The organism is Undibacterium umbellatum, from assembly GCF_014284125.1.
GTDB classification, from domain to species: Bacteria; Pseudomonadota; Gammaproteobacteria; order Burkholderiales; family Burkholderiaceae_D; genus Undibacterium; species Undibacterium umbellatum.
In genome coordinates this window covers 156,476-182,393 of the sequence record NZ_JACOFX010000007.1, presented here as the reverse complement: position 1 = coordinate 182,393, position 25,918 = coordinate 156,476, and the positions used below count along the sequence as shown (strand labels likewise).

The 25,918-nt window shown below is 50.6% G+C and carries 28 protein-coding genes; 2 read left to right on the top strand and 26 right to left on the bottom strand.

What is annotated here, in order from left to right:
* Window positions 1-696: 696 nt before the first annotated feature.
* From H8L47_RS15310 to H8L47_RS15265, 10 genes are all read right to left on the bottom strand, one after another.
* Window positions 697-1,125 (bottom strand): hypothetical protein, encoded by a 429-nt coding sequence (locus tag H8L47_RS15310; RefSeq protein WP_186954457.1) that lies wholly within the window; start codon window positions 1,123-1,125, stop codon window positions 697-699.
* Between the two features lie 73 nt (window positions 1,126-1,198).
* Window positions 1,199-3,565, bottom strand: coding sequence for a protein kinase domain-containing protein (locus H8L47_RS15305; RefSeq protein WP_186954456.1), 2,367 nt, complete (start codon window positions 3,563-3,565; stop codon window positions 1,199-1,201).
* Window positions 3,566-4,222, bottom strand: coding sequence for a 4Fe-4S single cluster domain-containing protein (locus H8L47_RS15300; protein ID WP_186954455.1), 657 nt, complete (start codon window positions 4,220-4,222; stop codon window positions 3,566-3,568).
* Complete coding sequence (locus H8L47_RS15295) at window positions 4,219-6,075, bottom strand: AAA family ATPase (RefSeq protein WP_186954454.1); 1,857 nt, start codon at window positions 6,073-6,075, stop codon at window positions 4,219-4,221. The genes H8L47_RS15300 and H8L47_RS15295 overlap by 4 nt, the downstream gene beginning before the upstream one ends.
* Window positions 6,072-7,142 carry a coiled-coil domain-containing protein gene (locus H8L47_RS15290; RefSeq protein WP_186954453.1) on the bottom strand — a complete coding sequence of 357 codons (1,071 nt, stop codon included), beginning with the start codon at window positions 7,140-7,142 and terminating at the stop codon, window positions 6,072-6,074. The genes H8L47_RS15295 and H8L47_RS15290 overlap by 4 nt, the downstream gene beginning before the upstream one ends.
* Window positions 7,143-7,353: 211 nt before the next feature.
* On the bottom strand, window positions 7,354-7,818 hold the full coding sequence (locus H8L47_RS15285; RefSeq protein WP_186954452.1) for a GNAT family N-acetyltransferase: 465 nt from the start codon (window positions 7,816-7,818) through the stop codon (window positions 7,354-7,356).
* Between the two features lie 7 nt (window positions 7,819-7,825).
* Window positions 7,826-8,164: an antibiotic biosynthesis monooxygenase family protein gene (locus tag H8L47_RS15280; protein ID WP_186954451.1), complete on the bottom strand. Its 339-nt coding sequence runs from the start codon at window positions 8,162-8,164 to the stop codon at window positions 7,826-7,828.
* 136 nt (window positions 8,165-8,300) lie between these two features.
* Window positions 8,301-8,642 (bottom strand): YkvA family protein, encoded by a 342-nt coding sequence (locus H8L47_RS15275; protein WP_186954450.1) that lies wholly within the window; start codon window positions 8,640-8,642, stop codon window positions 8,301-8,303.
* A 10-nt stretch (window positions 8,643-8,652) separates the two neighbouring features.
* On the bottom strand, window positions 8,653-9,285 hold the full coding sequence (locus H8L47_RS15270; RefSeq protein ID WP_186954449.1) for a LysE family translocator: 633 nt from the start codon (window positions 9,283-9,285) through the stop codon (window positions 8,653-8,655).
* Window positions 9,286-9,403: 118 nt separating this feature from the next.
* A complete protein-coding gene (locus tag H8L47_RS15265; protein WP_186954448.1) occupies window positions 9,404-10,240 on the bottom strand; it encodes a murein L,D-transpeptidase in 837 nt (278 codons plus the stop codon).
* A gap of 199 nt (window positions 10,241-10,439) precedes the next feature.
* Here H8L47_RS15265 and H8L47_RS15260 point away from each other — a divergent pair, with 199 nt between their 5' ends.
* Complete coding sequence (locus tag H8L47_RS15260) at window positions 10,440-10,907, top strand: hypothetical protein (RefSeq protein WP_186954447.1); 468 nt, start codon at window positions 10,440-10,442, stop codon at window positions 10,905-10,907.
* Between the two features lie 15 nt (window positions 10,908-10,922).
* Here the strand turns inward: H8L47_RS15260 and H8L47_RS15255 are convergent, their stop codons facing one another.
* From H8L47_RS15255 to H8L47_RS15230, 6 genes are all read right to left on the bottom strand, one after another.
* Window positions 10,923-11,363 (bottom strand): GNAT family N-acetyltransferase, encoded by a 441-nt coding sequence (locus H8L47_RS15255; protein ID WP_186954446.1) that lies wholly within the window; start codon window positions 11,361-11,363, stop codon window positions 10,923-10,925.
* Between the two features lie 88 nt (window positions 11,364-11,451).
* Window positions 11,452-11,994 carry a gamma carbonic anhydrase family protein gene (locus H8L47_RS15250; protein ID WP_186954445.1) on the bottom strand — a complete coding sequence of 181 codons (543 nt, stop codon included), beginning with the start codon at window positions 11,992-11,994 and terminating at the stop codon, window positions 11,452-11,454.
* 79 nt (window positions 11,995-12,073) lie between these two features.
* On the bottom strand, window positions 12,074-14,110 hold the full coding sequence (locus H8L47_RS15245) for a primosomal protein N' (RefSeq protein ID WP_186954444.1): 2,037 nt from the start codon (window positions 14,108-14,110) through the stop codon (window positions 12,074-12,076).
* A gap of 502 nt (window positions 14,111-14,612) precedes the next feature.
* Window positions 14,613-15,701, bottom strand: coding sequence for a uroporphyrinogen decarboxylase (gene hemE / locus H8L47_RS15240; RefSeq protein WP_186954516.1), 1,089 nt, complete (start codon window positions 15,699-15,701; stop codon window positions 14,613-14,615).
* 342 nt (window positions 15,702-16,043) lie between these two features.
* On the bottom strand, window positions 16,044-16,793 hold the full coding sequence (locus H8L47_RS15235) for an SGNH/GDSL hydrolase family protein (RefSeq protein WP_186954443.1): 750 nt from the start codon (window positions 16,791-16,793) through the stop codon (window positions 16,044-16,046).
* Window positions 16,790-17,614 carry a PPK2 family polyphosphate kinase gene (locus tag H8L47_RS15230; RefSeq protein WP_186954442.1) on the bottom strand — a complete coding sequence of 275 codons (825 nt, stop codon included), beginning with the start codon at window positions 17,612-17,614 and terminating at the stop codon, window positions 16,790-16,792. Before H8L47_RS15230 ends, H8L47_RS15235 begins: the two co-directional genes overlap by 4 nt.
* Before the next feature lie 208 nt (window positions 17,615-17,822).
* On the opposite strand from H8L47_RS15230, the gene H8L47_RS15225 reads away from it, so the two are divergent.
* On the top strand, window positions 17,823-18,221 hold the full coding sequence (locus H8L47_RS15225; RefSeq protein WP_186954441.1) for a hypothetical protein: 399 nt from the start codon (window positions 17,823-17,825) through the stop codon (window positions 18,219-18,221).
* A 92-nt stretch (window positions 18,222-18,313) separates the two neighbouring features.
* Here the strand turns inward: H8L47_RS15225 and H8L47_RS15220 are convergent, their stop codons facing one another.
* The 10 genes from H8L47_RS15220 to H8L47_RS15175 all read right to left on the bottom strand — a co-directional run bounded on the left by H8L47_RS15220 (window position 18,314) and on the right by H8L47_RS15175 (window position 25,795).
* On the bottom strand, window positions 18,314-18,730 hold the full coding sequence (locus H8L47_RS15220; RefSeq protein ID WP_230413755.1) for a CoA-binding protein: 417 nt from the start codon (window positions 18,728-18,730) through the stop codon (window positions 18,314-18,316).
* A 96-nt stretch (window positions 18,731-18,826) separates the two neighbouring features.
* Window positions 18,827-19,249, bottom strand: coding sequence for a F0F1 ATP synthase subunit epsilon (locus H8L47_RS15215; RefSeq protein ID WP_186954440.1), 423 nt, complete (start codon window positions 19,247-19,249; stop codon window positions 18,827-18,829).
* A 76-nt stretch (window positions 19,250-19,325) separates the two neighbouring features.
* Entirely contained in the window at window positions 19,326-20,732 is a 1,407-nt protein-coding gene (atpD, locus tag H8L47_RS15210) for a F0F1 ATP synthase subunit beta (protein WP_186954439.1), read from the bottom strand.
* 30 nt (window positions 20,733-20,762) lie between these two features.
* Window positions 20,763-21,632, bottom strand: coding sequence for a F0F1 ATP synthase subunit gamma (gene atpG, locus H8L47_RS15205; protein WP_186954438.1), 870 nt, complete (start codon window positions 21,630-21,632; stop codon window positions 20,763-20,765).
* A 29-nt stretch (window positions 21,633-21,661) separates the two neighbouring features.
* Window positions 21,662-23,203: a F0F1 ATP synthase subunit alpha gene (gene atpA / locus H8L47_RS15200; RefSeq protein WP_162061384.1), complete on the bottom strand. Its 1,542-nt coding sequence runs from the start codon at window positions 23,201-23,203 to the stop codon at window positions 21,662-21,664.
* Window positions 23,204-23,229: 26 nt separating this feature from the next.
* Window positions 23,230-23,763, bottom strand: coding sequence for a F0F1 ATP synthase subunit delta (locus H8L47_RS15195; RefSeq protein ID WP_186954437.1), 534 nt, complete (start codon window positions 23,761-23,763; stop codon window positions 23,230-23,232).
* A gap of 2 nt (window positions 23,764-23,765) precedes the next feature.
* A complete protein-coding gene (locus H8L47_RS15190) occupies window positions 23,766-24,236 on the bottom strand; it encodes a F0F1 ATP synthase subunit B (RefSeq protein WP_186954436.1) in 471 nt (156 codons plus the stop codon).
* Between the two features lie 66 nt (window positions 24,237-24,302).
* A complete protein-coding gene (gene atpE / locus H8L47_RS15185) occupies window positions 24,303-24,542 on the bottom strand; it encodes a F0F1 ATP synthase subunit C (RefSeq protein ID WP_162019491.1) in 240 nt (79 codons plus the stop codon).
* Between the two features lie 90 nt (window positions 24,543-24,632).
* Window positions 24,633-25,454: a F0F1 ATP synthase subunit A gene (atpB, locus tag H8L47_RS15180; protein WP_162061387.1), complete on the bottom strand. Its 822-nt coding sequence runs from the start codon at window positions 25,452-25,454 to the stop codon at window positions 24,633-24,635.
* Window positions 25,451-25,795: an ATP synthase subunit I gene (locus H8L47_RS15175; protein WP_162061388.1), complete on the bottom strand. Its 345-nt coding sequence runs from the start codon at window positions 25,793-25,795 to the stop codon at window positions 25,451-25,453. Before H8L47_RS15175 ends, atpB begins: the two co-directional genes overlap by 4 nt.
* Between the last annotated feature and the right edge of the window lie 123 nt (window positions 25,796-25,918).

Below are 25,918 nucleotides of genomic sequence, written 5' to 3'. Positions count from 1 at the left end.
GCGAGGTTAGCATCCGTGGCGCTGACATCTATATGCATAAAATGATGTAGCTTATCTGCACACAAAAATATAAAACACCAAACCAACACCCTGACAGGCTGGAAAGCCTTGTCAGTATTCAGTATAGACAGTACAGGGGAAAACGCAGACCGGGGTGTAAATGGGGGATATCACGGTTTTTGTATATCGGTCTGACTAAGAAATACACGCAAAATATACGTAGCAGGTCGTATTGACGTTGCGGTTGCTTTTGAATTTCTGCCGTTCCCATGTGTAGACGCCGTTTGTGCGGTACAGAAAATGGATTAGAAATGCCCGTGTCTGAGCGGAGCGAGTTTCGGGCATTTCCCATTTTTTGTACTGCACAAACGGGAACCCCGCAGGGGCGGCTATGCCTGGGTCGCCTTCTTTGGCATACCTTTCTTGGCGACGCAAGAAAGGTATGTAGCTGTCGGGCTACCCCCGACCAGCAATCTCAAATTACATGTACAGGCATTTGAAAATCAGATGCGTAAATCAGCAAGAATCTGAAATTAATATACTCAAAAGTATACAGCGAACGCCGCTGTATTCCAGCCAAAAGCACGCTGGAGCGCCAGCCCGGTGGAATGACGTAAATAAAATTGCCAAGACTTTTAAGGCTAACTAGCCAGGTAAGTATCTCAGCTCCCCCATTTTTGCGCCTCAAACCAGGAGTCAGCCAGCAGATTTCTTAGAAGAATTCTTAATAAAATCACTATGTCTAAACCTCAACCCCGACCAATCCTCATCAATCGCCACCATCCTCACCGTATCAAACCCCGCCCCCTTGATCACATCCCAACCAGTATCCCGATTGAATGCACATTTATATTTCTTCGAGGTCCCCTTGGGATAAGCAAACCACAACAAGGCATCCCCCTCGATTTTTGTCAGCAAGGCAGCACTGATCTTGTCCAGCTCATCTTGCTTGCTGACAAATGCCAGGGCAAAGTCGCAGCGTTTGCATTTCTTGATATCCTGAAAAATCTCCACATCTGCTTCAGCAGCCAATTCATCAATGACAGGCTGGAAAGATGCAGGTGCATTGACTATCAGTAGCCGTTTTTGCTCTTTCAAATTCATTTTCGTAAAAATCGGCGACATCTGTATGACTCCTGTTTTTTGATGCAAACAACTATCTCAGATGTTTGCGGGAAATATCAGATATTTGCAAAATTCACAATTGCGTACCCAGCTCGCGGATTTTGCGCATGGTCAGAAAATTAGGCAGGAAGCGCCAGACAGCGACTGCCGCAATCAAGGCAGGTATCCAGTAAAAATTCACCGCAGGTAAAAACACTGGTACACCCAGCAAGGCGACGGCAACAAAAATCTGCACTTCGCGCCCTACCCAGCCCTGGTTTTCGATACGCCGGGCAGCCAGCTTATTCAGCAGCAGCGAGATTTTTCCGACGGTGTGCTCTACTCTCAATGCTGCTTTTTTGGCTTCCTGCCAGGCTATTTCGGTACTGGCAGAGGTGCGCAGCTTTTCCAGCAAATCATGGTAGTCATCCAATGCTCTGTAAAGATCATCCGCGGCGACGATGGACAAGAGGCTGTCAGTAGCTGCTACACGTATGGCTTTGATGCTACGTAAAACTTCCTGCTTCATAGCCGCTGCCGCATCCTGGTCAGCAGTTCGTTGCCAGGCCTCGGCTTTCTGCTGGCGTTCCACGGCTTTTTGCGCTTCGGGCAACAAGGCTTCCAGCACCAGCAGCAAAGCCACAGGCATTTGCTCTATCTCGCCCAGCGCAGACAACCAGGGGCAATAAGCTTTCAAGCCAGCATAGGCGATGACCAGGCGTTTGCGCAGGCGCTCGGGCCAGCGTTCATCATAGACCAGCGCCAATACCCGCGCATGCAATTTATGCAGGGGTGCCCTATCATCTGCCTCAACACCATAAACGAGCTTGTCGATATTGGCATACTCACCCGGCAAATGCTTGCTGGCATAATCTTTCACCAGGCCAAAAGCCTCTTGCCAGGCCTGCTGAATTTGCTTGCAGCAATGCTGCCATTTTTGCACTATGTTGGCGATTTCCTTGTTGCCTGCATCTGCATAGGCTTCCAGCACACCATAGTTATACAACTGGTTCAACCAGCTGCTGGCTAGCTCATCGCCCTTCAGTGAGCGGTTGGCATAGCTGAGTATGGCTGGCAATTCTATGGTTTCACCGCGCCAGACAGGTGGTATGCCGGGTGCCAGATACAGGATCAGGCGCAATAGCTGTACATCGACCGAGAGCTTTTTATCATGGCGCATATCCAGCAAGACCCGCACTGCATTCTGGTCCTTTTGCACATCGCGGAACCAGGCCAGCAATTGCGCATTCGAGATATCCCTGACGCCATCATCCCAGTTACGTGCCAGCGCCACCGCCAGTTGTTCGCGGGTGTGGCAGAGGTCATAGCCGATATGATAGGGCTCGCGAAAACCGCCCATGGCCATGGTTTCCACGGCGTCAGGCAAGCTGGTATCTCGCGCCAGCCAGCGCATGATCTGTTCATCACCCCAGCGTTTTTTAGGGTCACGCAAGAGCAGGCCGCGCAGCAGTTTGCGCAGGTAGGCGTCGGTTACCGTATTGAGTTCCAGCTCGCGCGTGGTCAGGTGATGCAGGATCACGGCTTCGGACAAACCGGCAAATGGATGCTGACCCAAATCCAGCTCCAGCATGATCATACCCAGTGCCCAGTAATCTGCCTTGGCATCAATCACGCCGGACAGGCTTTCTGGCGAGGCATAGGGCAAGCTACGGGCCGTGCCAGTCAGCCTTTGCGTGGCATCCAGCACTGAGGAGATACCAAAGTCAGTCAGTATCAAATCCAGTGGTTGCAGCGTGCGCACCAGGATATTTTCTGGCTTGAGATCACGGTGGATAAGTCCAGCCTTATGCACACTGGCGATGGCGGCTGCCAGCTCACGTACTATGCTTTCCAGCATGGCGGCATCCGGCCGCTTACCCAGCATGATTTTTCTCAAGGAACCAAGCTCACAATACTCCATGAGTTCATAGGCATGGCCATCAGACACGCCTGCTTCCAGCACGACTACGCGGTGCTCGACTGGCACTGTTTGCAATCTTTCCCTGACTTCGGATTTGCCATGTACGCCGTGACGGTAAATCTTGGCGACACGCTTTATGGCGCTTGCATTTTCTTCTACCAGCAACAACTCGGCCTCTGCCCCCAGGGTAGGCAAATGATGCAATATCTTGTAGCGCTCACGCAGTGCTTGTGGCAGTGACAGCAGGCTGTGAATCTGGCTGCTGTCTGGTGTTACTGCAGCAGGTTCCTTGATCAGCGGACGATTGCAGTACACACATAGTTCACTACCTGGCGGATTACTTTGTTCGCAATCTTCATAACTGCAAATTAATTCTGTTGCTGTGGCTGCTGGCTGCTTTACTTCAACTTCAGGTTCTGCCTGCTCGCGCTTTTCCATCAAGTCCACACCGGACAGCAAGGTGCCGCAAACACAGCGCATGACTTCAGGCGCGTTTTCGGTTTCACATGCGGGGCAGCGGCGTATGTAGGTCTGACTCACTCAGGGCCTCCAGCTGACACTATCAAAGGTCAAACCGCGGCTGGCACATAATTGTTCCAGTGCCTGCATGTCACCGCGACCTGGTATGCCTACATACCAGACACGCTGGCCGTCTATCATGGTCTGTATGCGCTTGTCCTGTTCGTCTATGGGGGCATCAACATAAGCCTGCATACGCGCCCTGGCGCGGTCTGACAAGAGCACCAGCGGTTGATTGGCTGAGCCACGCCAGGCCTGGGTCAGCGGCTTGCTGGCGATGAAAGGTTCGGGGATCAGGGCATCGATTTTTTGCAGTAAGTCTGCATTTTTTTTTTGCAGGGTCGCGAGTGGATAACCGCTATAGCAGAGTATGTCAAAATCCATTCCTGCATTACTGCGCCAGTGATGCAAACCATCCAGCAAGGCATGCAGTGCCTTTGGTTGTTCGAATGGTTCACCGCCTGAGATGGTGATGCCATCAAATTGCCCGGCACTGACTTCGCGGCACCAGCTCAGCAAACCCGCCACTGTCATTTCCTTGCTGCCATCCCTGGCCCAGGTATCTTGCGAGACACAGCCCTTGCAGCCTATGCTGCAACCCTGTACCCATATACCTATGCGTCGCCCCGGCCCCAATACGGTGACAGGGAAATGCGCTTTATTGATGGCAATTTTCATGCTAATTGCAGGCTCAGGCTGATGACTTTATCGGCTTCGGTAATCGCCGTTACGGTGACTCGCTGCTTGCCTTCAAGCTCCTGCTCAAACAGGGCACGCGACAAGGGGTTGATGAAATTCGATTCCAGCTGGTTACCGACACCACGGCCACCATTGCTGAGGTCACGGATACAGCGTGCCAGCAATTCATCACGCACCGTCGCTGGCATTGCCAGTTGCAGGTTGAGTTCTTCCTGCAGGCGACGCGCCACATTACGCAACATGCCATCAAAAATCTTGGCGGCGACTTCAGCAGAAATAAAATCAAAGACCACGATATTGTCACCGATGCGGTTCAATAATTCTGGCCGCGACAATTTGAACTTGAAGTAATTGCCTATGGCTTCGCGCACCTTGAATTCCACGGTTTCATAACTGTCACCGGGCTTCACATTCTGGCTGCGGTTGCCCTGATTATCCTCCACATAAATACCCAGGTTAGAGGTGAAGATCAAAATGGTTTCAGAAAAATAGGCAGTGTCACCACGGCCATCGGTGAGGCGGCCATCTTCGAGTATCTGCAAGAATTTATCGAGTATGCGCGGATGGGCTTTTTCGATTTCATCGAAGAGCACGACGGAAAAAGGCTTTTGCCTGACAGCGTTGGTGAGTTCACCACCAGCATCAAAGCCCACATAACCAGGTGGCGCACCCAGCAGACGGGCGCTGGTATGTTCTTCAGCAAATTCGCTCATGTCAAAACGCAGGTAGGCGCGCTCATCACCAAACACCAGTTGCGTCAGGGTTTTCGCCAGCTCAGTCTTACCGACACCAGTGGGGCCGGCAAAAAATAAAACACCCCTTGGGCGGCTGCCGCCAGAGCGCGCCTGTGCGCCCGTCAGGCTCATGACTGAGCGCTTGAGTATATCCAGGGTTTTGACTACCGCCGGATGCTGACCCTTGACACGGTCTTCGATAAAACTTTGACCATCGCGTATTTTCTTACGCAGGTAATCCTTGCGCCAGGGGTTGTCCAGCGCACCTACTTTATAGCAGCGCACTGCGTCTTCTATATCTGCAATACCCAGCTTTTGCCGGTCTGCCAGCTCAGTGATGTCGGACAGAGCTGATAGCGACATGCCCTCTGTTCCTTCGGTAAAGCTTTTTACAAACTGGGTGCGCACGGCAGGAGCTGCGTCGGCATAGCCATTGAACAAAGGGGCAAGTTGCAAAGCCGCCCCCTGGCGCATTTCAAAATCAGGTTTGCTGATGACCAGGCTGGCCACTCTTTCGCTATCAAGCGTGAACCAGGAAGGTAAATCCTGGGCACGATTGACCAGCCATAGTATGGGGTTGTATTGCGGTGGCCCCCCTGTCTCACGCGGGACGATGGCACTGGCCGTGAGTGAGATTTTTTCTGCTGCGACAAAAAATCGATGCTCGGCCTCGCCCAGTTGTTCTGCCTTGCGGGTAATGCGTGATGCAAAATCCAGCACCAGGGCGCAGCGCATTTCTCTTTCTGCGCTGAGTTTTTTCATCAGATTGCTCAGGCTTTCGAGGCTGATTTGCTGGCAACCATCGGCCAGTTTCACATCGAACAAGCGGGTGGCCAGTTCGCGCTGGCCGCTGTCGTCAGGATAGACACGCAAGCCATCTACCGGGTCATAAATTAGCAAGAGCCGGTAATCCAGACGCTTGAGCGATTCCCACAAGGCGCGATTGAATGGCACCAGGGTAGCACCACCTGGCGAGGCTTCCTGAGACGGCAGAGGCAGTAAAAAACTGTCACGAATGGCACCAGAAATCACATAATGCGAGCGTATTGGCAGCAAGCGCTGCAAGTCTTGCAGCCAGCGGGTTTCGGGTACATTCATGGCAATTTTTTCGACTGTAATTGACTATGGCTTTCAATTTGCTCTTCTTCGGCAAATTGCGGCAGCTTGTCCTCCACGACCAGTTGCACTGGTAGTTCACCCGCCTGCAATAGCCGCGTCACCTGCATATGTATACCCCGTGCTTCCAGAGCTGACATCAGAGTCGGGAATTCGCTGCACCAGCGGTCTTCTGCCAGATGGTCAAGTACGCTACGCTCATTTTCACGCTGTTTGACAGAGCGGATAACATTGAAATTGGCTTGCCCGGTCTTGGTATCCATGCGCATGCGCACCATATACTTGTCCCAACTGGCACGGCGGAAATGCACCACGCCGCCTTCGACAAACAAGGTATGTGAAACTTCTTCGACCTGGTAACCCAGGTCTTTCAAAGTCTGCTCCAGTATCAGGGCCTGGGCTTGTTCTACCTGGCGTTTTTTCTCCGCTTCGAGCAGGGCCTGGATTTGCAGCCGCAATTCGCTGGCCAGCATGTCGGCGCGGGCACCTGGCAGGGACTTTTCCAGTTCCCTCGCCAGTTGCGCGATATGCTCGGGCAATTGCTCCAGGTGGGCTATGCGTTTCAACAGGCGCGCCAGCCGGTCTTGCGGCAAGGCTGCGGCACTGGCTGCGTCCAGGTTGGCATCACCTTCATCAGAGAGCGCATCTGCACGTCTGGCTGATTCTTGCAACAACACTGGCCTTAACTCACGCACCAGCGCCTGCAAGCTACGTAGATATTCTATGATTTCCTGTTCATCCGTCCCGGCTGGCGACACAGGCTGGCTGGCTGCGATTTGTGCGCTGCAGCCTATCTTTTCAGCCAGTGCAATCAACTGGGCATATTCCTGCTCAGCGATTTGCAATTGCTCTTGCAAGGCTTGCTCGCCCATGACACCGGCTGCATGCAGGCTTTCTTGCAGGGCGCTTTGCTGCGCATCCTGATGCGTGCGCAACAGGTCGGCGTTCTGATGTGCCTGCGCCACCGCCAGAGCGGCACGTATGGCCGCCGCTGCCAACAGGATTGCCAGGCCATCGCCTGTGATCATGACTGTTGTTGGACCACTCATAGCTTGGATTTCTAGATATGCGGAAGTGGCTAATATAGCACGGGCAAGACTGTCATCTTACTGAAACACGCACCAGCCTTTTATACCTGCTCATCCCGATTGTTTGCACCGGAAATGGCGTATTTACAAAACTGTCAATAAGGATGGTAATTCATACATGGAAGCAAATCGCGACACTTGTCGATTAGTGGTCATATGCGCAGCGAGGAAATCATTTTTTCAAGGCTACATTCAAGACTATCTCTGCATTCATTTCACCCTCTTCATCGATACCCGTTTCTACAAATCCAAAACTGGCATAGAAGTCTTTGGTGACCGGGTTTTCTGACAAATAGCAAATGGTGATGCGTTCTGCCTGCATGTCCTGGCGTATTTCCTGTATCGCCAATTGCAAGGCTTGCCGCCCTATTCCCTTGCCCTGATGGCGATGATCGATCATGAAGCGATGTATGGCATATTCCCTGGGACGATTTTCATCATCCATGGTCTTGTACATCAAAAAACCCGTCAGTTGCTCGTCTGCATAAATGGCGCGTGGTTTATAGTAAATATCGTATTTGGACTGCGCCAGGGAATAGGCATTACTGGCCAGATAATTTTCCTGATGCGGCAGCAAGGGGAGATGGATGAGCTCACCAAAATTATGGATATCTACTTCTCTCAGTTGTATGTTCATAGCTGTTTCAAATTGCAGTATGAGGGTGGAGTGTTACACAAGGATGCAACAAATTGCCATCGCCATAGGTACGCAAGACTTCAGCCACGATGACCTGATAGCCATCCAGCCATTTTGCCTGCGCCGCCTTGGCTTGTTGATGGATGGGATTATTAATCAGCGACTGCAAGGCTTCCAGGCTGTCCCAGTAATACACATTGGAAACCTGCCCGGTCGTCGCATTCTCCCAGGTCTCTTCACCCAGATAGCCTGGTATGGATTTGGCCAGAGCGACGATCTGCTCATCGAGCGCATAGAAAGCGTCGTCGTATTGCTTCTTCTTGAAGGTGAAAGTGGAGGTGTACATGCGCAAGTCCGGCGGATTAAATGAGTTGCAAATCATACATAGATTTGCTTCCGCCGGATCTTTTTTTGCCGGTTTTTTTTTGTGTTTTCTGAGCAGAAACTGATCTGAAAAACTGGCAGTAAAAAGTGGATAAGTTTTAGCCGGATTTCGGCCCAAACCATGCCTTCATCCTGTCCCGCGCACTCTGCTTCACTTCATCTGTAATATACAGACTGACGGTCACCAGCGCCCCTGCAATCACGCCCAGATCATCGCCATAGCCAAGCGCAGGCAAAACATCCGGCACTGCATCCAGAGGAAAAATGAAATACCCCAATGCACCGAAAATGACAGTCTTGGCCCAGGCCGGGGTCTCCGGCCTTTGTGCTGCGTAATACAGACAGAGGACTTTTTCTATGACTTCACTGCCTGCGACCTGGGCATATTTCTTGAGTTTGTCCCAGAAACCGCTTTCACTATATGCTTCGCTATGTGACATGATCCTCTCCTTAGTCGTTGGCCTTTTTTACGGTTGCCAGCAAACCCGCTGCGGCTACAAATACGCCACCAGAAAACTGATTGAACATCTTCGCCTTGCCCCTGGAGCGCAGCCATGGACCCATACGTTCTGCAAAAACGGCGTACAGCATCAGTACACTGAATTCAAAAAATACAAAGGTTGTGCACAAAACCAGAAATTGCGGCAACTTGGCGGCAGCAGGATTGATGAATTGCGGGAAAAAGGCGGTAAAGAACAACAAGGCCTTGGGATTGCTGATACCAACCAGCATGCCTTTGACATACAGGCGCAGGCGGGTGCCGCGCATGTCAGTTTCCGTGGGCAAAACGAAATCACTACTCTTAGCTCGTAGGCTGCTGATACCCAGATACAAGAGATAAGCCACACCCAGATATTTGATGACGGTAAACACCAGCGCCGACGTCGCCAGGATGGCACCGATACCGATCGCCGAACAAGTCATGATAGCAATGAGGGAGGTGATATTGCCCAGTGCCGGGAACAAAGTCATGCGGGCGCCAAAATTAATGCTGTTGGTGATACACATCAGCACTGCAGGGCCAGGAGTGATGGTTAATACCATAACGGCAACGACATACAACAACCAGGTTTCTATGGACATGGGATTTCCCTGAGGTGATGAGCGCCCATTTCATCATTGGGAGTGAAATGAGATCTAAAGATTTTCTGACAGAGATATCTTAGTCGATTTCTGGGTTGGCTATCGCTTTTGCCAAAATTCAGGAGGCTTTCACCACTTTACGTGACGCAGGTACAGCCGATGCAGGTGGGGTATAGGCTGCCCATTCAGGCTTTTGCTCTTTGCCACTGTCGACAACAACCATGTAACGCCCGGCCCAGGGATTATCTTCACGGTTTTTATCGAGTACCCAGAATTTTTTACCTTCTGACACCGCTTGCAAATAATCGGCATCCAGTACGGAATAGCGGTCCAGCAAGAAATTCAAGGTGCCAGGTATGCGTACACACCCCTTGGATTGCACAGTACCTAGGCGCGATTCGAGTAAGCCGGGGTCAGTGGCATGCATTTGCAGACGCATGTCGGCAATGATTTTATCGCCCCAGCCTTTCTTGGCTTTTTGCCAGCCAAAATCGAAGACACGCCTCCCCTTGATGCCATATCCGCGGACACCCTTGCTGTTTTTACTGCCTTCGGCGCGGTAATCCAGGTTGGCCAGGCTATGGGCATACACACCAACTGGAGTCTCAAAATGTTCAAAGCCCAGAGAACGCCCAGTTGACACGGGAGACGCACCAATAAATTGATACTGCCCTTCCTGGTCGAGCCAGAAAAGGATGGAGATCTGAACCTTGGGATTGCGATCAACCAGCAAAATATATTGTGTAGGCAACTTACTGATGTTGTTACTGTTCAAGGTCACGACCATCTGGTCTATATAATTTTGCAAGTCCTCTGGCGGTGGCTGAACTTGCTGTTCAACGGTCCTGGTATAGATATCTTTCAGGCTGAGGGCCGACTCCAGCGCCTGAGCTGGCGCAACAATGGCAACTGCCACCCATATGGCTATCGTCAGTTTTAGTGGAAATGAAAGCATGTTGGATAGAAGGAAGTCTGGTCGAAGCTGAATGTTTTGCGCGTGTGGATAAGTCTACGCTTTCAATATGCCGCAGTTTGCTAGTGACAGACAAGCATAAACAGCATGCTGGTATGCAAGATGTTGCAACTTTGACTCATCTCAAACACTCTACAGTGACAAACACTATGCTGAACACTTTACGCTGGAGGACTATGTCATGAAACATATCAAATTAGCCATATTATTACCCTTATCACTATCCCTTAGCCTGGGCATGCCAGTGCTGGCAGCGGGCAGCAATTGCTCGAACAAGGACATCGCCTGCGTATCAGGTGGCGTAGGCAGTACAGAAAGGGAGGAATTACAACAGCAAGCGGGGCAATACACCTTATGGCTGCGTACTGCCGCGAGTAAGTCAGGCGCTTATCTGGCAGATATCAAAGTCGTCGTGCGCGATGAAAAAACCAAGGCCGTGTTACTGACCACCACCCTGGATGGTCCCTGGCTTTTCCTGGCCCTGCCTGATGGTCGTTATGAAATTGAAGCCCACTATCATGACAAGGCGACACGCTCGGATCAGATCGTCAAGAAAATAAGCGACATCAAAAAAGCCGGGCAGCGTCAGATGATGATGTATTTTGATGCCAGCAATGTTGGTGAGCTAATTTACAAACCGGCTTCATGACAACGCGCAAAATGCTTATTCCAGGTAAATCCTGGGCCTGTACACTTCCATGAAAGACTCTGGCTTGCCAAGAGGGGTAAAACCAAATTTTTCATACAGGCCAGCAGCGGTAGTGGTAGAGAGCGTGAAGCGACGCAACTTTTTGATGACTGGATGTCTCATGACTTCTTCCATGAGTAATCTGGAGATACCCTTGCCGCGCATGTCAGTCACGACAAAGACATCAACTAGGTTACCAAAGGTCGCCATATCGGTGATAACCCGGCAAAACCCCACCATACGCTCTTGCTGGTAGACGCTGAAACAGAGGGAGTTGCGCAGGGATTCTTCGACCACGGCGCGTGAAATACCGGTGGCCCAGCCACTCTCAGCACTCAAAAATTGATGGACGACATTGATGTCTATCTTGTCCTTGTCTGTGGTGATCCAGTACTCGTCATCCTGTGCTGCGTTCATGCTGTCTTGCCTTTCTAAGGTAGGTGGGTCTAAACCTCTCAAAAAATGGTTTTGCCGGATTCTGACTCATAAGCAGCTCGCAAATTCACTATCTACCTGCAGTGTTGGCCAGATAATTATTCTTGATGCGCACATAGTGCTCGGCAGAGTATTTGAAATAGCTGATTTCTTCTGCCGTAAGAGCGCGTACTTTGACTGCCGGGCGGCCTACATAGAGATAGCCGCTTTCCAGTACCTTGCCAGGTGGCACCAGGCTGCCAGCACCAAGCATGACATGCTTGTGGATAACTACATCGTCCATGACAATGCTGCCCATGCCTATCAGGCATTCATCGCCTATGCTGCAGCCATGCAGGATAACGGAATGGGCGATCGTCACATAGTCACCGATTATGAGAGGCGAACCGGCAGGCTTGCTGGCATTCTTGTGTGAGACATGGCCCATGGCCAGATCCTGGATATTGCTGCTATGACCTATGCGTATGTGATTGACATCGCCACGCAAGACGGCATTGCACCAGACCGAACTGTCCGGCCCCAGTTGCACGTCACCAATGAGCTGGGCACTGGGGTGTATATAACAATCTGGGGATATTTCAGGAAAAGTGGTCAGGTAGCGGCTGAGTGGCATGGGCAATCTTTGTGTTCATTGGCAGGTTTGAACAGCAATTTTAACTGATCACCAATCTCAGGCGCATGTGGGTAAGTAATTAGATATCCACAGGATCAATTTCCACCGACCACCTGACCCGGCTTTTCATGGCGCGCAGATCAGCAATCCAGGCTTTGACGAAGGCTTGCAATGCAGGGCGCGAGACTGACTCGACCAGCAACTGTGCCCTGTCCACATTGGCGACCCGTGTCATGGTCATGGGGATGGGGTCATTGATCATGATGCCCTGATGTTCGGTACAGATCGCTGCTTCTTTCAAAAAGCTGATGGCGGTTTCCAGTTCTTTGGCTTCTGCCCGCAATAAAGCCTGGTACATAAAGGGCGGCATATGCGCTTGCTGGCGTTCGTCCAGCAAGTCTTTGGCAAAGTCAGGGTAATTGTGTGCCATCAGCGCATGGTAGAGCGGATGGTCAGGGTAGCGGGTTTGTACCAGCACCTCGGAGGCGTTACCGCCTTCTTTTTGCGCGGCCCGCCCTGCCCGGCCCGCCACCTGCATGAGCTGGGCGAACAGGCGCTCGCTGGCGCGGTAGTCTTGCGAGAACAGGGCAGCATCGGGATTCAAGGCCGCCACCAGAGTCAGGCGTTTGAAATCATGTCCCTTGGCAACCATTTGCGTACCTATCAGGATATCGACTTCACCTGCATGCACGCGCTCAAAGGCGGCAGCCGCACTGCCCTTGAGGCGCGTAGAGTCGGCATCGATACGGAATACCCTGGCCTCCGGGAAAAGCAGGGCCAGGCTTTCTTCCATGCGCTGGGTGCCACGACCCAATGGCTGCAAGTCAATATTGCCGCAAGTTGGGCATGAGCGCGGTATGCGCTGTTCCAGACCGCAGTGATGGCAGCGTAGTCTATGGTCGCCTTTATGCAAAACCAGATGGGCAGTGCAACGGGTGCAATTGCTGATCCAGCCGCAGGCATCGCAAGCCAGCACAGGTGCATAACCGCGCCGGTTCAAGAACAATAGTGATTGCTCACCCTTTTCAAGACGTAGCTTGATCGCACCTATCAGTCTTTGGGTCAGGCCTTCGCTGGGCTTTTCTCTTTCCAGGTTGATGATGCGTATGATGGGCAGGACTGCATGCTGGACAGCGCGTTCGTGCAATTCCAGCAAGCGGTAGCGACCAGTCTGCGCGCCCTGCCAGCTTTCCAGCGAGGGTGTGGCAGAACCCAGCAAGATGGGTATGGACAGCTGGCGCGCCCGCCACACGGCGAGGTCACGGGCAGAATAACGCAGGCCTTCCTGTTGTTTGTAGGAAGGGTCATGCTCTTCATCAATAATCAGCAGTTTCAGCCTGGGCAAGGATGCCAGCATCGCCAGGCGCGTACCGAGCACGATGCGAGCACGCCCGGTATGTGCGGCCAGCCAGTGTAGCAAGCGCTCACCTTCGGCCATACCGCTATGCAGAGTGGACAGCATCAGGCCGGGAAAACGGGCGCGGATATGGGATTCAAGCTGTGGTGTCAGGTTAATCTCTGGCACCAGGATCAGGATCTGGGCATCCGGGGTTTTGGCCAGCACTTTGGCGGCGGTCTGCAAATACACTTCTGTCTTGCCGCTGCCTGTCACTCCGAATAGGAGATGCGGGGCGTAGCCCTCAGCATTGGCAACTGCGTCCACAGCAGCTTGTTGCTCGGGATTTAATTGCGGCTCGCCCAGCGGGCTGACATCAGCCTGCTCAGGCAATTTGGCCAGCTTCTTGATGGCACGCTGCAGGGATACTGTCTTGATGGCCTTCAGGTTTTTGGGCAAGGCGGGTATCGCCACCTCGCCCAAGGGGCGCTGGTAATATTCGGCGGCAAACTGGCAGAGCGCCAGCCATTCCCTGTTCATGGAGGGCAACTCGTGCCGCACGGCAATGACGTCACGCAGCTTGTCAACCGGAACATCCGTCTCGGTGACCACATCCATGATCAGGCCGACGACTTCCTGGCGACCAAAAGGCAGAGCCACCAGTTGCCCAATCTGGGGCAAGTTGACAGCCATCCCGCCCTCTTCTTGTGCTGTCCACCGATAATCGAAGGTTCTGTCAAGAGGGGTATCAAGGGCAACGCGCAGATAAACTTGTTTCACAATCTAGCGCAAACCACAAAAAGCACCGCTAACTATTGATTTCATAAGGCTTTTTTACATATCCACAGTTTCTGTGGATAACTTTGTGGAGAAAGGTCTATTGACATCGGTTTTCGCTAGCGTTTACGTGGGTTTCCACAAAATGCCCTATCTCAGAGCCTAGAATTTAATCGTTTAAAATCAATAACTTGTAAAAAATGCTGGGGAACAAAAAAATAATTTTGAAAATATTTTTTGTCGCCCCGATTTTGTGCATAAGTAACAGAAAGTGTGCATAGAAATGCAAAATTTTTCTGCCGCTAATCCATTGGTTTTCCACAGCCTTCTGGCTGGAAAAGCACGCCAGTGCTATGTTTTGCAGAGCAACATAACGCAATGACAAGCATTTCCAGCAATTGTTGTTTTGCCAGTGGCTAAATATACAGACTTTGCCAGTGAGCTAAACAGCAATGCTGGCTGAAGAGGTCGCTGGCTTCAATAAAATGGCAATAAAAATGCCCCTTTATGCAGAGTGACGTTGCTTGCGGCTGTATTCATGCACCGTTTCGACCAGCACGCTAACTGACTCAACTGGTGTAAATTGCGAAATGCCGTGGCCCAGGTTAAATACATGGCCGTGGCCAGCCGCAGGCTTGCCATAACTATCCAGCGCGGCAATCACTTGCTGGCGGATTTGCTCTGGCTCAGCAAACAATACCGCCGGATCCAGATTACCTTGCAAGGCGACCTTGTTGCCAACTTTGGCGCGCGCCTGGCCCAGGTTCACGGTCCAATCCAGTCCCAGGGCATCGGCACCGATGTCGGCCAACTGTTCCAGCCACAAGCCACCACCTTTGGTAAAGACGATGGCAGGAATACGCTTGCCATCTTTTTCTTTTTGCAGCTGACTGACGATATCGCGCATATAAGACAGCGAGAACTCTTGATAAGCGCCATCTGCCAGCGCCCCACCCCAGCTATCAAATATCATCACGGCCTGAGCACCGGCATCGATTTGCGCATTGAGGTAAGTAGCTACAGCGTCGGCATTGGTGCGCAGGATGTGGTGCATCAGGTCAGGGCGCTTGTACATCATGCCCTTGACGGTATGGAAGTCGCGCGAACCCTGGCCCTCTACCATATAACAGGCCAGTGTCCATGGGCTACCGGAGAAACCGATCAACGGCACACGGCCATCCAGTGCAGTGCGAATTTGCGTTACGGCATCAAATACATATTGCAGGCTGCCTGCTTCTGGCACTTTGAGTGCCATGACATCTTTTTCATCTTTCAACGGGCGCTCAAACTTGGGGCCTTCGCCTTCTTCAAAGTACAGGCCCAGGCCCATCGCATCTGGTACAGTCAAAATATCTGAGAACAGGATGGCAGCATCCAGCCCATAACGGTCGATTGGTTGCAAAGTCACTTCAGTGGCGAAACCGGGATTCTTGGCCAGGCTGAGGAAAGAGCCGGCACCTTTGCGGGTGGCACGGTATTCTGGCAAATAACGACCAGCCTGGCGCATCAGCCATAGCGGTGTGTAATCAGTTTCCTGGCGCAACAGTGCTCTCAGGAAGGTATCATTTTTGAGCGGGGCAAAATTCATGGACATAAGGGCTTTCGGTGACGCTGCGCGCATCTGCTTATCTACTGACATGGTCAAACTACGCAGGCTATTGCTGTATAAGCGACATTATCGCCTATGCGCGCAGTCTCGGCATCTGATCTGCAACAAGTGGTGCAATTTTCAGCAAAATTTCCGGTAATAAACTGTGGATAACTTTGTGGATAGAAATGACAGAATGCCAGTTTACTGATTAGTTTTAAATTCGGTTAACAGGATTATTACGTAAGTCATTGATTCTATTGATAGTGATTACTGATTTCTAATAATTATCGATTTTTGTGCATAAATAGCATGCAAGCTAAATTGTGCATAAGTAGCAGATCTCGATTATTTTTCTTGACGATTTTGCAGAAATGTTTTCGCTAATTCTTCGGCCCAAATACTGACGCCAAGTGCTGACGGATGGTAGCCATCTTCGGCCATCTGGCGCACATCTTGAAGATTTGCGGCAAACGGCAAATGCAAAACTTGCTGCCGGGATGCTGCCATTTCGCTATTTATTTGATCCAGAACCCGCGCCTTCATGTCTAAAACCTGGCGCAAAGGAGAAGGCAAGGCAGGAAAAACCTGCATGGGTGGAACCCCAGCCAGAATGACGATACTTGTTGGTTCCATCATTGTCTGCAATTCATCCAGCAAGCAATGCAATTCTGCCCGGTAGCTATTGACCGAACAAAAGCTGGTTGTATCGTTCACACCAAAAGCGACCAGGATCACATCCCAGGCTGGCATCGAACGTAAATCAGGCAGGGCTGTTCTGGCCCAGGCTAAACGTGCGCCGTTTTGCCCCAGGGCATGCCATTCCACCGTGACATCCAATTTATTTGCCAGGGCCAAAGCCAGTTGAGCAGTAATGGCTTCTTTGTAATTTGCCACGCCAACGCCAGCAACCGGTGATTCACCTATACCCAAGACCCGCAAGTTATCCACAGGATGATTGCTGTGAGTCAACCTCCCATATGCCTGGTCACTGGCTTCAGGCAAGCGTGGCGTCCCCGCGCGGGTACGCTGCCCCTGCCAGGCCAGCAATGGATACAGCGGTGCTGCGACCAGCTCAGGTAAAAAATTGAACTTCATTCCACCTTGAGCTTGCTGAATTCAGAGTTTCCCGGAGGATATTTGAGTTTCAGGTCCAGCATTTTTTCTTGCACTATGCTGGCGATCACCAGATTGCGCTGGGTCTTCGAATCTGATGGCACGGCATACCAAGGCGCGTGATCAGCGTCAGTTGCCAGCAATGCATCTTCATACGCTTCTTGATAAGCGTCCCAGTACTTGCGCTCTTCCAGGTCCTGGGGATCGAATTTCCAGTGCTTGTCAGGATCGGCCAGACGCTCTTCCAGTCTGGCTTTTTGCTCTGCCTTGGAAATATGCAGGAAGAATTTCAGGATCACCGTGCCAGTCTCGGCCAGCATGCGCTCAAAATCACGGATTTGTGCATAGCGGCGTTTGCATTCGGCCTGGTCTATCCACTCATGTACGCGAGTGATCAACACATCTTCATAGTGGCTGCGGTTGAAGATGGTGACCTCACCCTTGCCCGGCACTTCTTTATGGATGCGCCACAGATAGTCGTGATTCTTTTCATCCGTACTGGGAGCCTTGAAAGCCACGGTTCGTGCGCCAAGGGGATTGATTTGTCCGAACACACCTTTGACCGTACCATCTTTGCCGGAGGTATCCATGCCTTGCAGGATGATCAGCAGCTTGCGCTCATGGCCTGCATACAAGACATTTTGCAGGGTAGAAATTTCTTCGGCCAGCTTTAGTGTCGTCAGCTTGTCGGCAGCCTTGTCTGCATTCTTATCAGTGGCTGCCAATCCCAGCAGTTTTTTATTGGCATCCGCATCATTGACCTGAAAACCTTTACCTACCCGAAACAAGTCCGCAACTGTCATTCAAGTCCCCAATCAATATTGTTAGCTTACAAAGGAAGTATCTCAGAATCAGAGATAATGTTTTGATGATAGTATGAAAAGTGCTGCATACCCTAACAACAATACAAATGCATTCAGCAGTAATACACTTTTTGTGTGACATACATTGCAAACTCATTGCACATGATACGGAAGAAAACCTCACCTGGCCGCATTGTTATTGCCCATAGTGCTGAGTTTGCTCAGCCTCGCATGCGCACAATTTGGGGTGCTGCGCGACCTATCGCGCTTTCTGGTTGGCTCTCTGTTTATTGGTGGCATACCGTATTTGTTGGTGCTGCTGATGTTCGGCTTTGCTTTTATTCGCCTGGACGACGACAAGTTTGTTTTCTACTGCCATTTTGCTCCGTTCGTCATGGCGCTGGCTTTTGGTGTTAGTGCTGCGGTCATTATGATGATCAACGACAAGCGCATCGATATCGCTGACCTGTTCAATCTGTTTATGATCGGCGGTTTATATAGCCTGCTTGTAAGTTATTTCTATGTATTGCTGGCAGCTATCATTTACAAACTGCTCAAGTCGATAAAATTGATCTACGTGGAGCCGCACCGGGCTTTTTATGAATGATCATTCATGCTTGAGTACATGACTGAATCGAGCCTGAATACTGCTTAATGCTACTTAAGCGGAAGAATCCGCTGCCACCATAGTCAGCGGTATCATTGATGGTAAAGATGTTCGATCTTGATGCATTTGTCCATGACGACTTTGATACCTGCAGCCTCTGCCCTGGCGGCAGCTTCAGCATTGACGATGCCTGATTGCATCCACAGATAAGGTGCGGCTATTTGTATGGCTTCTACCACGATGGGTGGAATATCAGCCGCATTGCGGAAGCAATCGACGATATCAATACGATGCTCAGCCGCTGCGGTGATCAGGTCTGGATAACAGTATTCGCCCAGTATGATATTCCCTGCTTCGCGCGGATTGACCGGGATGATGCGATAGCCATGCGCCTGCATGTAAGCGGCCACACCATGGCTGGGTCTTGAAGTCTTTGATGACAGACCAACGACGGCAATGGTTTTGCTTTTGCTCAGTATCTCAGCAATCAGGGCTAGTTCCATAGGCATGGGCAGTTCCAGTATCGGATTTTGGAAAAACAAAAAGGCAGCCTGAGCTGCCTTTCCATTGTACTGCTTTCGTCGCGAAAAATTTTCGCAGCGAAATTAACGCTTTTGACGCAATCTTTGTATCGCTGCCAATTGGGCGATCGCGGAAGCCAATTCTGCCTGTGCTTGCGCATAGTCAATTTTGGAATCACGATTAACCAAAGCTTGTTCAGCCAGTTTCTTGGCTTCGCTGGCTTTGGCTTCGTCCAGGTCGTGACCGCGAATCGCTGTATCAGCCAAAACTGTCACTGCATCTGGTTGCACTTCAAGCAGGCCACCGGCGACGAATACGAATTCGTCTTCGGCTTTGCCCGGAATCTTGATGCGCACCGCGCCCGGCTTGATGCGGGTAATCAGTGGTGTATGTTTCGGATAGATACCCAATTCACCAGCCTCACCCGGCAACGCGACGAATTCGGCTTCACCAGAGAAGATCAGCTCCTCTGCGGAAACCACGTCAACGTGAATAGTGTGTGCCATGTTGGACCCTTATTATTCGCTCAAAAAAGCTATGGTGCGACCAGTTCAGCCGCACCGCCAGTGCGCTTAATTATTATTAAGCAGCAGCCAGTTTTTTCGCTTTTTCGATTGCTTCGTCGATAGTACCTACCATGTAGAACGCTTGTTCTGGCAGGTGATCGAGCTCGCCGGAAGCGATCATTTTGAAACCACGGATCGTTTCTTTCAAGGAAACGTATTTACCTGGAGCACCGGTAAACACTTCAGCAACGTGGAAAGGCTGAGACAGGAAACGCTGCATCTTACGTGCACGTGCGACCAGCAGTTTGTCTTCAGGAGCCAATTCATCCATACCCAGAATCGCGATAATGTCACGCAATTCTTTGTAGCGCTGCAAAGTACCTTGAACAGCGCGGGCTGTTTCATAGTGCTCTACACCAACCACTTGTGGGTCCAGCTGACGGGATGTTGAATCCAGTGGATCAACCGCTGGGTAGATACCCAGGGAAGCGATGTCACGGGACAAAACAACGGTGGAATCCAAGTGAGCAAACGTCGTTGCAGGAGATGGATCGGTCAAATCATCCGCTGGAACATACACGGCCTGGATCGATGTGATCGAACCAGTTTTAGTGGATGTAATACGCTCTTGCAGACGGCCCATTTCTTCAGCCAGAGTAGGTTGATAACCCACGGCAGAAGGCATACGACCCAGCAAAGCAGATACTTCAGTACCAGCCAGTGTGTAACGGTAGATGTTATCCACGAAGAACAAAACGTCTTTGCCTTCGTCACGGAAACCTTCAGCGATCGTCAAACCAGTCAGAGCAACACGCAGACGGTTACCTGGTGGTTCATTCATCTGACCGTACACCATCGCAACTTTGGAGTTTTCTGGATTTTCCAGATCAACCACTTTTGCGTCAGCCATTTCGTGGTAGAAGTCATTACCCTCACGAGTACGCTCACCCACACCGGCAAACACGGACAAACCGCTGTGTGCCTTGGCGATGTTGTTAATCAGTTCCATCATGTTAACGGTCTTACCTACACCCGCACCACCGAACAGACCGACCTTACCACCTTTAGCGAATGGGCAAACCAGATCAATAACCTTGATACCGGTTTCCAGCAATTCCTGGGATGGGGACAGTTCGTCGTAGGCAGGGGCTTTACGGTGAATCGAAGCTGTCTGCTCGTGGCTGACAGGACCGCATTCATCGATAGGATTACCCAGTACGTCCATGATACGACCCAGCGTTGCTTTGCCGGTGGGTACCATGATAGGTTTGCCAGTGTTGGTAATAGTCATGCCACGACGCAGACCATCAGAAGTACCCAGAGCAATGGTACGGACAATGCCGTCACCCAATTGCTGCTGAACTTCCAATGTCAGCTCGGAGCCTTCCATTTTCAAGGCGTCATAAATCTTAGGCATCGCGTCGCGTGGAAATTCAACGTCCACAACAGCGCCGATACACTGAACGATTTTGCCATTAGCCATGTTCGTTCCTTCTTAATATTTAAATTCAGTTTAGACCGCTGCCGCGCCGGCGACGATCTCGGAGAGCTCTTTGGTAATGGCGGCTTGACGGGTTTTGTTATAAACCAGTTTCAGTTCGCCAATCACGTTACCTGCGTTATCAGTTGCTGATTTCATCGCCACCATACGGGCCGATTGTTCAGATGCCATGTTTTCCGCTACGGCCTGGAAAATCAGTGCTTCTACATAACGTATCAACAATTCATCAATCACCGTCGCAGCATCTGGCTCATACAGATAATCCCAGGTATGGGCATTCTTCTCTGTCGCGAGTTTGTCCGCTGTCAGGGGCAGCAACTGCTCCATCACCGGCTCTTGCTTCATGGTGTTGATAAACTTTGTATAACTCAGATAAACCGCGTCCAGCTTGCCTTCCTGATACGCATCCAGCAAAACCTTGACTGGACCTATCAGCTTGTCGAGGTGAGGAGTGTCGCCCAATTGTGTGACATGGGAAACCACTTGCGCACCTACGCGATTCAGGAAGCCGAGACCTTTATTACCAATTGCGACCGCTTCTATCTTTGAACCCTTACCTTCGAGTTCACGCATTTTGCTCGTGACCAGACGCAACACGTTCGTGTTGAGACCGCCACACAAACCTTTATCTGTCGTTACAACAATCACGCCAACTTTCTTGGACAGATCTTGTTGCACCATAAAAGGATGCGTGTACTCTGGGTTGGCCTGTGACAAGTTAGCAGTGATCGTACGAATTTTTTCACTGTACGGACGAGCCGCACGCATCCGGTCTTGCGCCTTGCGCATTTTGGATGCGGCGACCATTTCCATCGCCTTAGTGATCTTCTTCGTATTTTCTACGCTTTTGATCTTGCCACGTATCTCTTTGCCTGCAGCCATGAGTATTGACTCCTTCTAGCTACAGTAAATTAATAGGAACCGGTTTTTTTGAAATCAGCAATTGCGGCAGCCATGGCAGCTTCACCATCTTTGTCGAGTTGCTTGGTTTCTTCGATTTTCTGCAGCAATGCTGCATGGTTCGTTTTCATGTAGCCATGTACGCCTGCTTCGAATGCCAGCACTTGCTTGACCGCTACATCATCCAGGAAGCCTTTGTTCACGGAGAACAGAGTAACGGCCATCAGGGAGATAGACAGTGGAGCATATTGAGCTTGCTTCAACAATTCAGTGACGCGGGCACCACGATCAAGCTGCTTGCGTGTTACTTCATCGAGGTCAGAAGCGAACTGGGCAAACGCTGCCAATTCACGGTACTGTGCCAAATCATTACGGATACCGCCGGACAAGTTTTTGATAACTTTAGTCTGCGCAGCACCACCAACGCGGGAAACCGAGATACCAGCGTTAATCGCTGGACGGATACCTGCATTGAACAAGGATGTTTCCAGGAAGATCTGACCGTCAGTAATCGAAATTACGTTGGTAGGAACGAAAGCGGAAACGTCACCAGCCTGAGTTTCAATGATAGGCAATGCTGTCAAAGAACCTGTTTTACCTTTAACTTCACCTTTGGTGAAAGCTTCAACGTAGTCTGGGTTAACGCGCGCTGCACGTTCCAGCAAACGGCTATGCAAATAGAATACGTCACCTGGGTAAGCTTCACGGCCTGGTGGGCGGCGCAGCAACAGGGAAACCTGACGGTAAGCGACAGCTTGTTTGGACAGATCATCATAAATGATCAGTGCATCTTGACCGCGGTCACGGAAGTATTCACCCATCGCGCAACCGGAGTATGCGGATACGTATTGCATCGCTGCAGATTCAGCAGCAGTAGCAGCAACAACGATGGTGTATTCCATGGCGCCGTGGGCTTCGAGAGCGCGCACAACGTTTTTAACGGAAGAAGCTTTTTGACCAATCGCTACATAGATACATGTAACGTTTTGACCTTTTTGATTGATCACGGCATCGATCGCAACAGCTGTTTTACCAGTTTGACGATCGCCAATGATCAATTCGCGCTGACCACGGCCAACCGGTACCATGGAGTCGATAGACTTCAGGCCAGTTTGCATAGGTTCAGAAACGGATTGACGTGCAATAACGCCAGGCGCAATCTTTTCGATAGGCGCGGACAGTTTTGCATTGATAGGACCTTTGCCGTCGATAGGCTGACCCAGCGCGTTAACTACACGACCACGCAGTTCAGGACCGATAGGCACTTCCAGAATACGGCCGGTACATTTAACTGTATCGCCTTCGGAGATGTGTTCGTAGTCACCCAAGATAACGGCACCAACGGAATCACGTTCCAGGTTCAGCGCCAGACCAAATGTGTTGCCTGGGAATTCCAGCATCTCGCCTTGCATCGCGTCAGACAGACCGTGAATGCGGCAGATACCGTCGGTAACGGAGATAACCGTACCTTGATTGCGAATCTCAGCTGTGTCACCAAGGCCTTGAATCCGGCTCTTGATCAGCTCGCTGATTTCAGATGGGTTGAGTTGCATACTAACTCCTAATATTTATTACGTTCTTACGCGGTCAGGGCGACGTGCATTTTCTGCAGCTTCGCGCGAACCGACGTGTCGAGCACCTGATCACCAACCACGATGCGTACACCACCGATCAAAGAGGAATCCACTTTGACTGTAGGGTGCAACTTGCGGCCAAATTTCTTTTCCAATGTCACTGCCAGTTCGCTCAACTGAGCTGCCGACAATTCAAATGCGCTAGTCACTTCTGCATCTGCTGCGCCTTCGAAGGCGTTTTTCAGAGCATGAAACTGGAAAGCGATTTCCGGCAACAGAGTCAGGCGGTCATAGTCAGCAAGTGTGTTGATGAAGTTTTTCGCTTCAGCAGTCACTGGAGATTTGATCGCAGACAAGAAAATCTCAGCTTTTTGATCAGCCGAGACTTTGGGGTTGTGTGCAAGAGCTTGTACATCGGGATGCGCACCTACCTGTGCCATTTCGGTAACCAGTTCCGACCAGGCGGACAGGTTACCGGTTTGGGCAACACGAAACAGCGCTTCTGCGTAAGGACGAGCGATCGTTGCGATTTCGGCCATGATTACAGCTCGGTTTTCAGTTGGTTCAACAGATCAGCGTGAGCAGATGCGTTGACTTCACGTTTCAGAATTTGTTCTGCACCTTTGACTGCCAGCGTAGCAACCTGGTCGCGCAATTCTTCGCGTGCTTTGGTCACTTGATTTTCAGCATCGGCGTTTGCAGCAGCAAGAATGCGTGCAGCTTCAGCAGCGGCTGTGTTTTTGGCTTCGTCAACAATCTTGGCAGCGCGTTGTTCTGCGTTGAGGATCTGTTTTTGGCCTTCTTCACGAGCAGCATTCAATGCGTCTTGAGCCGCTTTGGCACCGTCTTGCAATGTTTTTTGCGCTTTATCGGAGGCAGCCAGTCCGTCTGCGATTTTCTTCGCACGCTCGTCGAGCGCGTTCATCAGTGGCGGCCACACAAATTTCATTGTGAACATTGCCAAGATGAAGAAAACCCCAAACTGAACGAACAATGTTGCGTTTAAGTTCACGGTAATTCCTTATCTAAATGGATCAAGCCGGAAGCAAATGCTCCCGGCAGTAGAAGGAAGAACTGATTATTTAAATGGGTTAGCGAATGCAAACAGCATAGCGATACCAACACCGATCAGGAACGCAGCATCGATCAGACCAGCCAGCAAGAACATCTTAGTTTGCAATGTGTTCATCAATTCTGGTTGACGAGCAGATGCTTCCAGGTATTTACCACCCATGATAGCGATACCGATACAAGCACCGATAGCGCCCAAGCCGATGATCAAACCGCAAGCCAAAGCAACAAAAGATAAATCAGTCATGACATTTCCTTAAAAGTTAAAAATAATAAAAAGCTAAAACCAAAAAACCAAAAAACCAAAACTGTTACTACTACAAAAACTTCGCAAAACTTAGTGAGACTCGTGCGCCTGGCCGATATATACCAGTGTCAGCATCATGAAAATGAAGGCTTGCAAGAATACGATCAAAATGTGGAAGATTGCCCAAATGGAACCTGCAACCAAATGACCAAACACACCAAATACTGTTGCCATCGAACCCAGCAAAGCGATCAACAGGAACAACAATTCACCCGCAAACATGTTACCGAACAGTCGCATACCCAGGGATACAGTTTTTGCAGCAAATTCAATCAATTGCAAGATCAGGTTGAATGGTGCCATCTTGATGCCGAAAGGCGCAGAAACCAATTCATGCAGGAAGCCACCCAGGCCTTTGATCTTGATACTGTAATACAGCATCAGTGCCAGCACGCCCAGAGATATGCCCAGGGTGCCATTCAAATCAGCAGTCGGCACTACGCGATGGTGGGTGAATATATGCTCAACACCCAACAATGCAAACAAACCGGAAAACAGATCCACTGGCAGGAAATCCAGTGAGTTCATCAGGGCAACCCAGACAAATACAGTCAAGGCCAACGGAGCGATAAAGCTACGGTCACCGTGGACAATGCCCTTGGATTGTTCTTCCACCATTTCTACCAGGATTTCTACAGCTGCCTGGAAGCGGCCTGGAACTCCAGAAGTGGCTTTACGTGCAGCCAGGAACAAAATCAGGCTGCCAAGTACACCTGCAAAAATGGACCAAAAAATGGTATCCATATTGAAGATGGAAAAATCAACGATCTTGTCTTGATGTTTGGTCGAAAAATGTCCAAGGTGATGAACAATATATTCTGACGCGGTTGGGGCGTGCTCGGTTGCGCTCATGGTCGTTGTCTAAATAGTAAAATAAAATAACTTTTCAGCACTACGATGAAGGCGATCAGAAAAGCCGGCCAGTTGACATCGCGGTACCAGAAGACAACTGCAGCCATCAGCGCAATTGTCAATGCAATCTTGATAAATTCACCGATGAAAAAACTCACCGGGTTGGCTCCTCCAGGCTTCCGGGCGCTGATACTCAAGCGCAACGCAAAAAAAGCATTTGGAATCGCACAACACAATCCACCTACCAGGGCAGAAAGTGCGAGGGAAAAACCACCTATGATACCGGCCAGCACGGTCACGACCACGGCTGCCAGCATTTGCAGCAGTACGATACGTGCCATGCTTCCCTCACTATTTAGGACTTACGCAAAATTGCCTCTGGGACATTGCGGCTTGTAATGTATAGCAGCGCTATACGTTGCCGGATAATTTTGCGTAAAGCCTATTTTTACGGTCAGGCATTG

What these genes read in the sequence shown, in the direction of transcription:
- H8L47_RS15310 (WP_186954457.1), bottom strand. Translation starts at nt 1,125, where the DNA reads ATGTCGCCGATTTTTACGAAAATGAATTTGAAAGAGCAAAAACGGCTA.
- H8L47_RS15300 (WP_186954455.1), bottom strand. Translation starts at nt 4,222, where the DNA reads ATGAAAATTGCCATCAATAAAGCGCATTTCCCTGTCACCGTATTGGGG.
- H8L47_RS15295 (WP_186954454.1), bottom strand. Translation starts at nt 6,075, where the DNA reads ATGAATGTACCCGAAACCCGCTGGCTGCAAGACTTGCAGCGCTTGCTG.
- H8L47_RS15290 (WP_186954453.1), bottom strand. Translation starts at nt 7,142, where the DNA reads ATGAGTGGTCCAACAACAGTCATGATCACAGGCGATGGCCTGGCAATC.
- H8L47_RS15285 (WP_186954452.1), bottom strand. Translation starts at nt 7,818, where the DNA reads ATGAACATACAACTGAGAGAAGTAGATATCCATAATTTTGGTGAGCTC.
- H8L47_RS15280 (WP_186954451.1), bottom strand. Translation starts at nt 8,164, where the DNA reads ATGTACACCTCCACTTTCACCTTCAAGAAGAAGCAATACGACGACGCT.
- H8L47_RS15275 (WP_186954450.1), bottom strand. Translation starts at nt 8,642, where the DNA reads ATGTCACATAGCGAAGCATATAGTGAAAGCGGTTTCTGGGACAAACTC.
- H8L47_RS15270 (WP_186954449.1), bottom strand. Translation starts at nt 9,285, where the DNA reads ATGTCCATAGAAACCTGGTTGTTGTATGTCGTTGCCGTTATGGTATTA.
- H8L47_RS15265 (WP_186954448.1), bottom strand. Translation starts at nt 10,240, where the DNA reads ATGCTTTCATTTCCACTAAAACTGACGATAGCCATATGGGTGGCAGTT.
- H8L47_RS15260 (WP_186954447.1), top strand. Translation starts at nt 10,440, where the DNA reads ATGAAACATATCAAATTAGCCATATTATTACCCTTATCACTATCCCTT.
- H8L47_RS15255 (WP_186954446.1), bottom strand. Translation starts at nt 11,363, where the DNA reads ATGAACGCAGCACAGGATGACGAGTACTGGATCACCACAGACAAGGAC.
- H8L47_RS15250 (WP_186954445.1), bottom strand. Translation starts at nt 11,994, where the DNA reads ATGCCACTCAGCCGCTACCTGACCACTTTTCCTGAAATATCCCCAGAT.
- hemE (WP_186954516.1), bottom strand. Translation starts at nt 15,701, where the DNA reads ATGTCCATGAATTTTGCCCCGCTCAAAAATGATACCTTCCTGAGAGCA.
- H8L47_RS15235 (WP_186954443.1), bottom strand. Translation starts at nt 16,793, where the DNA reads ATGAAGTTCAATTTTTTACCTGAGCTGGTCGCAGCACCGCTGTATCCA.
- H8L47_RS15230 (WP_186954442.1), bottom strand. Translation starts at nt 17,614, where the DNA reads ATGACAGTTGCGGACTTGTTTCGGGTAGGTAAAGGTTTTCAGGTCAAT.
- H8L47_RS15220 (WP_230413755.1), bottom strand. Translation starts at nt 18,730, where the DNA reads ATGCCTATGGAACTAGCCCTGATTGCTGAGATACTGAGCAAAAGCAAA.
- H8L47_RS15215 (WP_186954440.1), bottom strand. Translation starts at nt 19,249, where the DNA reads ATGGCACACACTATTCACGTTGACGTGGTTTCCGCAGAGGAGCTGATC.
- atpD (WP_186954439.1), bottom strand. Translation starts at nt 20,732, where the DNA reads ATGGCTAATGGCAAAATCGTTCAGTGTATCGGCGCTGTTGTGGACGTT.
- atpG (WP_186954438.1), bottom strand. Translation starts at nt 21,632, where the DNA reads ATGGCTGCAGGCAAAGAGATACGTGGCAAGATCAAAAGCGTAGAAAAT.
- atpA (WP_162061384.1), bottom strand. Translation starts at nt 23,203, where the DNA reads ATGCAACTCAACCCATCTGAAATCAGCGAGCTGATCAAGAGCCGGATT.
- H8L47_RS15195 (WP_186954437.1), bottom strand. Translation starts at nt 23,763, where the DNA reads ATGGCCGAAATCGCAACGATCGCTCGTCCTTACGCAGAAGCGCTGTTT.
- atpE (WP_162019491.1), bottom strand. Translation starts at nt 24,542, where the DNA reads ATGACTGATTTATCTTTTGTTGCTTTGGCTTGCGGTTTGATCATCGGC.
- atpB (WP_162061387.1), bottom strand. Translation starts at nt 25,454, where the DNA reads ATGAGCGCAACCGAGCACGCCCCAACCGCGTCAGAATATATTGTTCAT.
- H8L47_RS15175 (WP_162061388.1), bottom strand. Translation starts at nt 25,795, where the DNA reads ATGGCACGTATCGTACTGCTGCAAATGCTGGCAGCCGTGGTCGTGACC.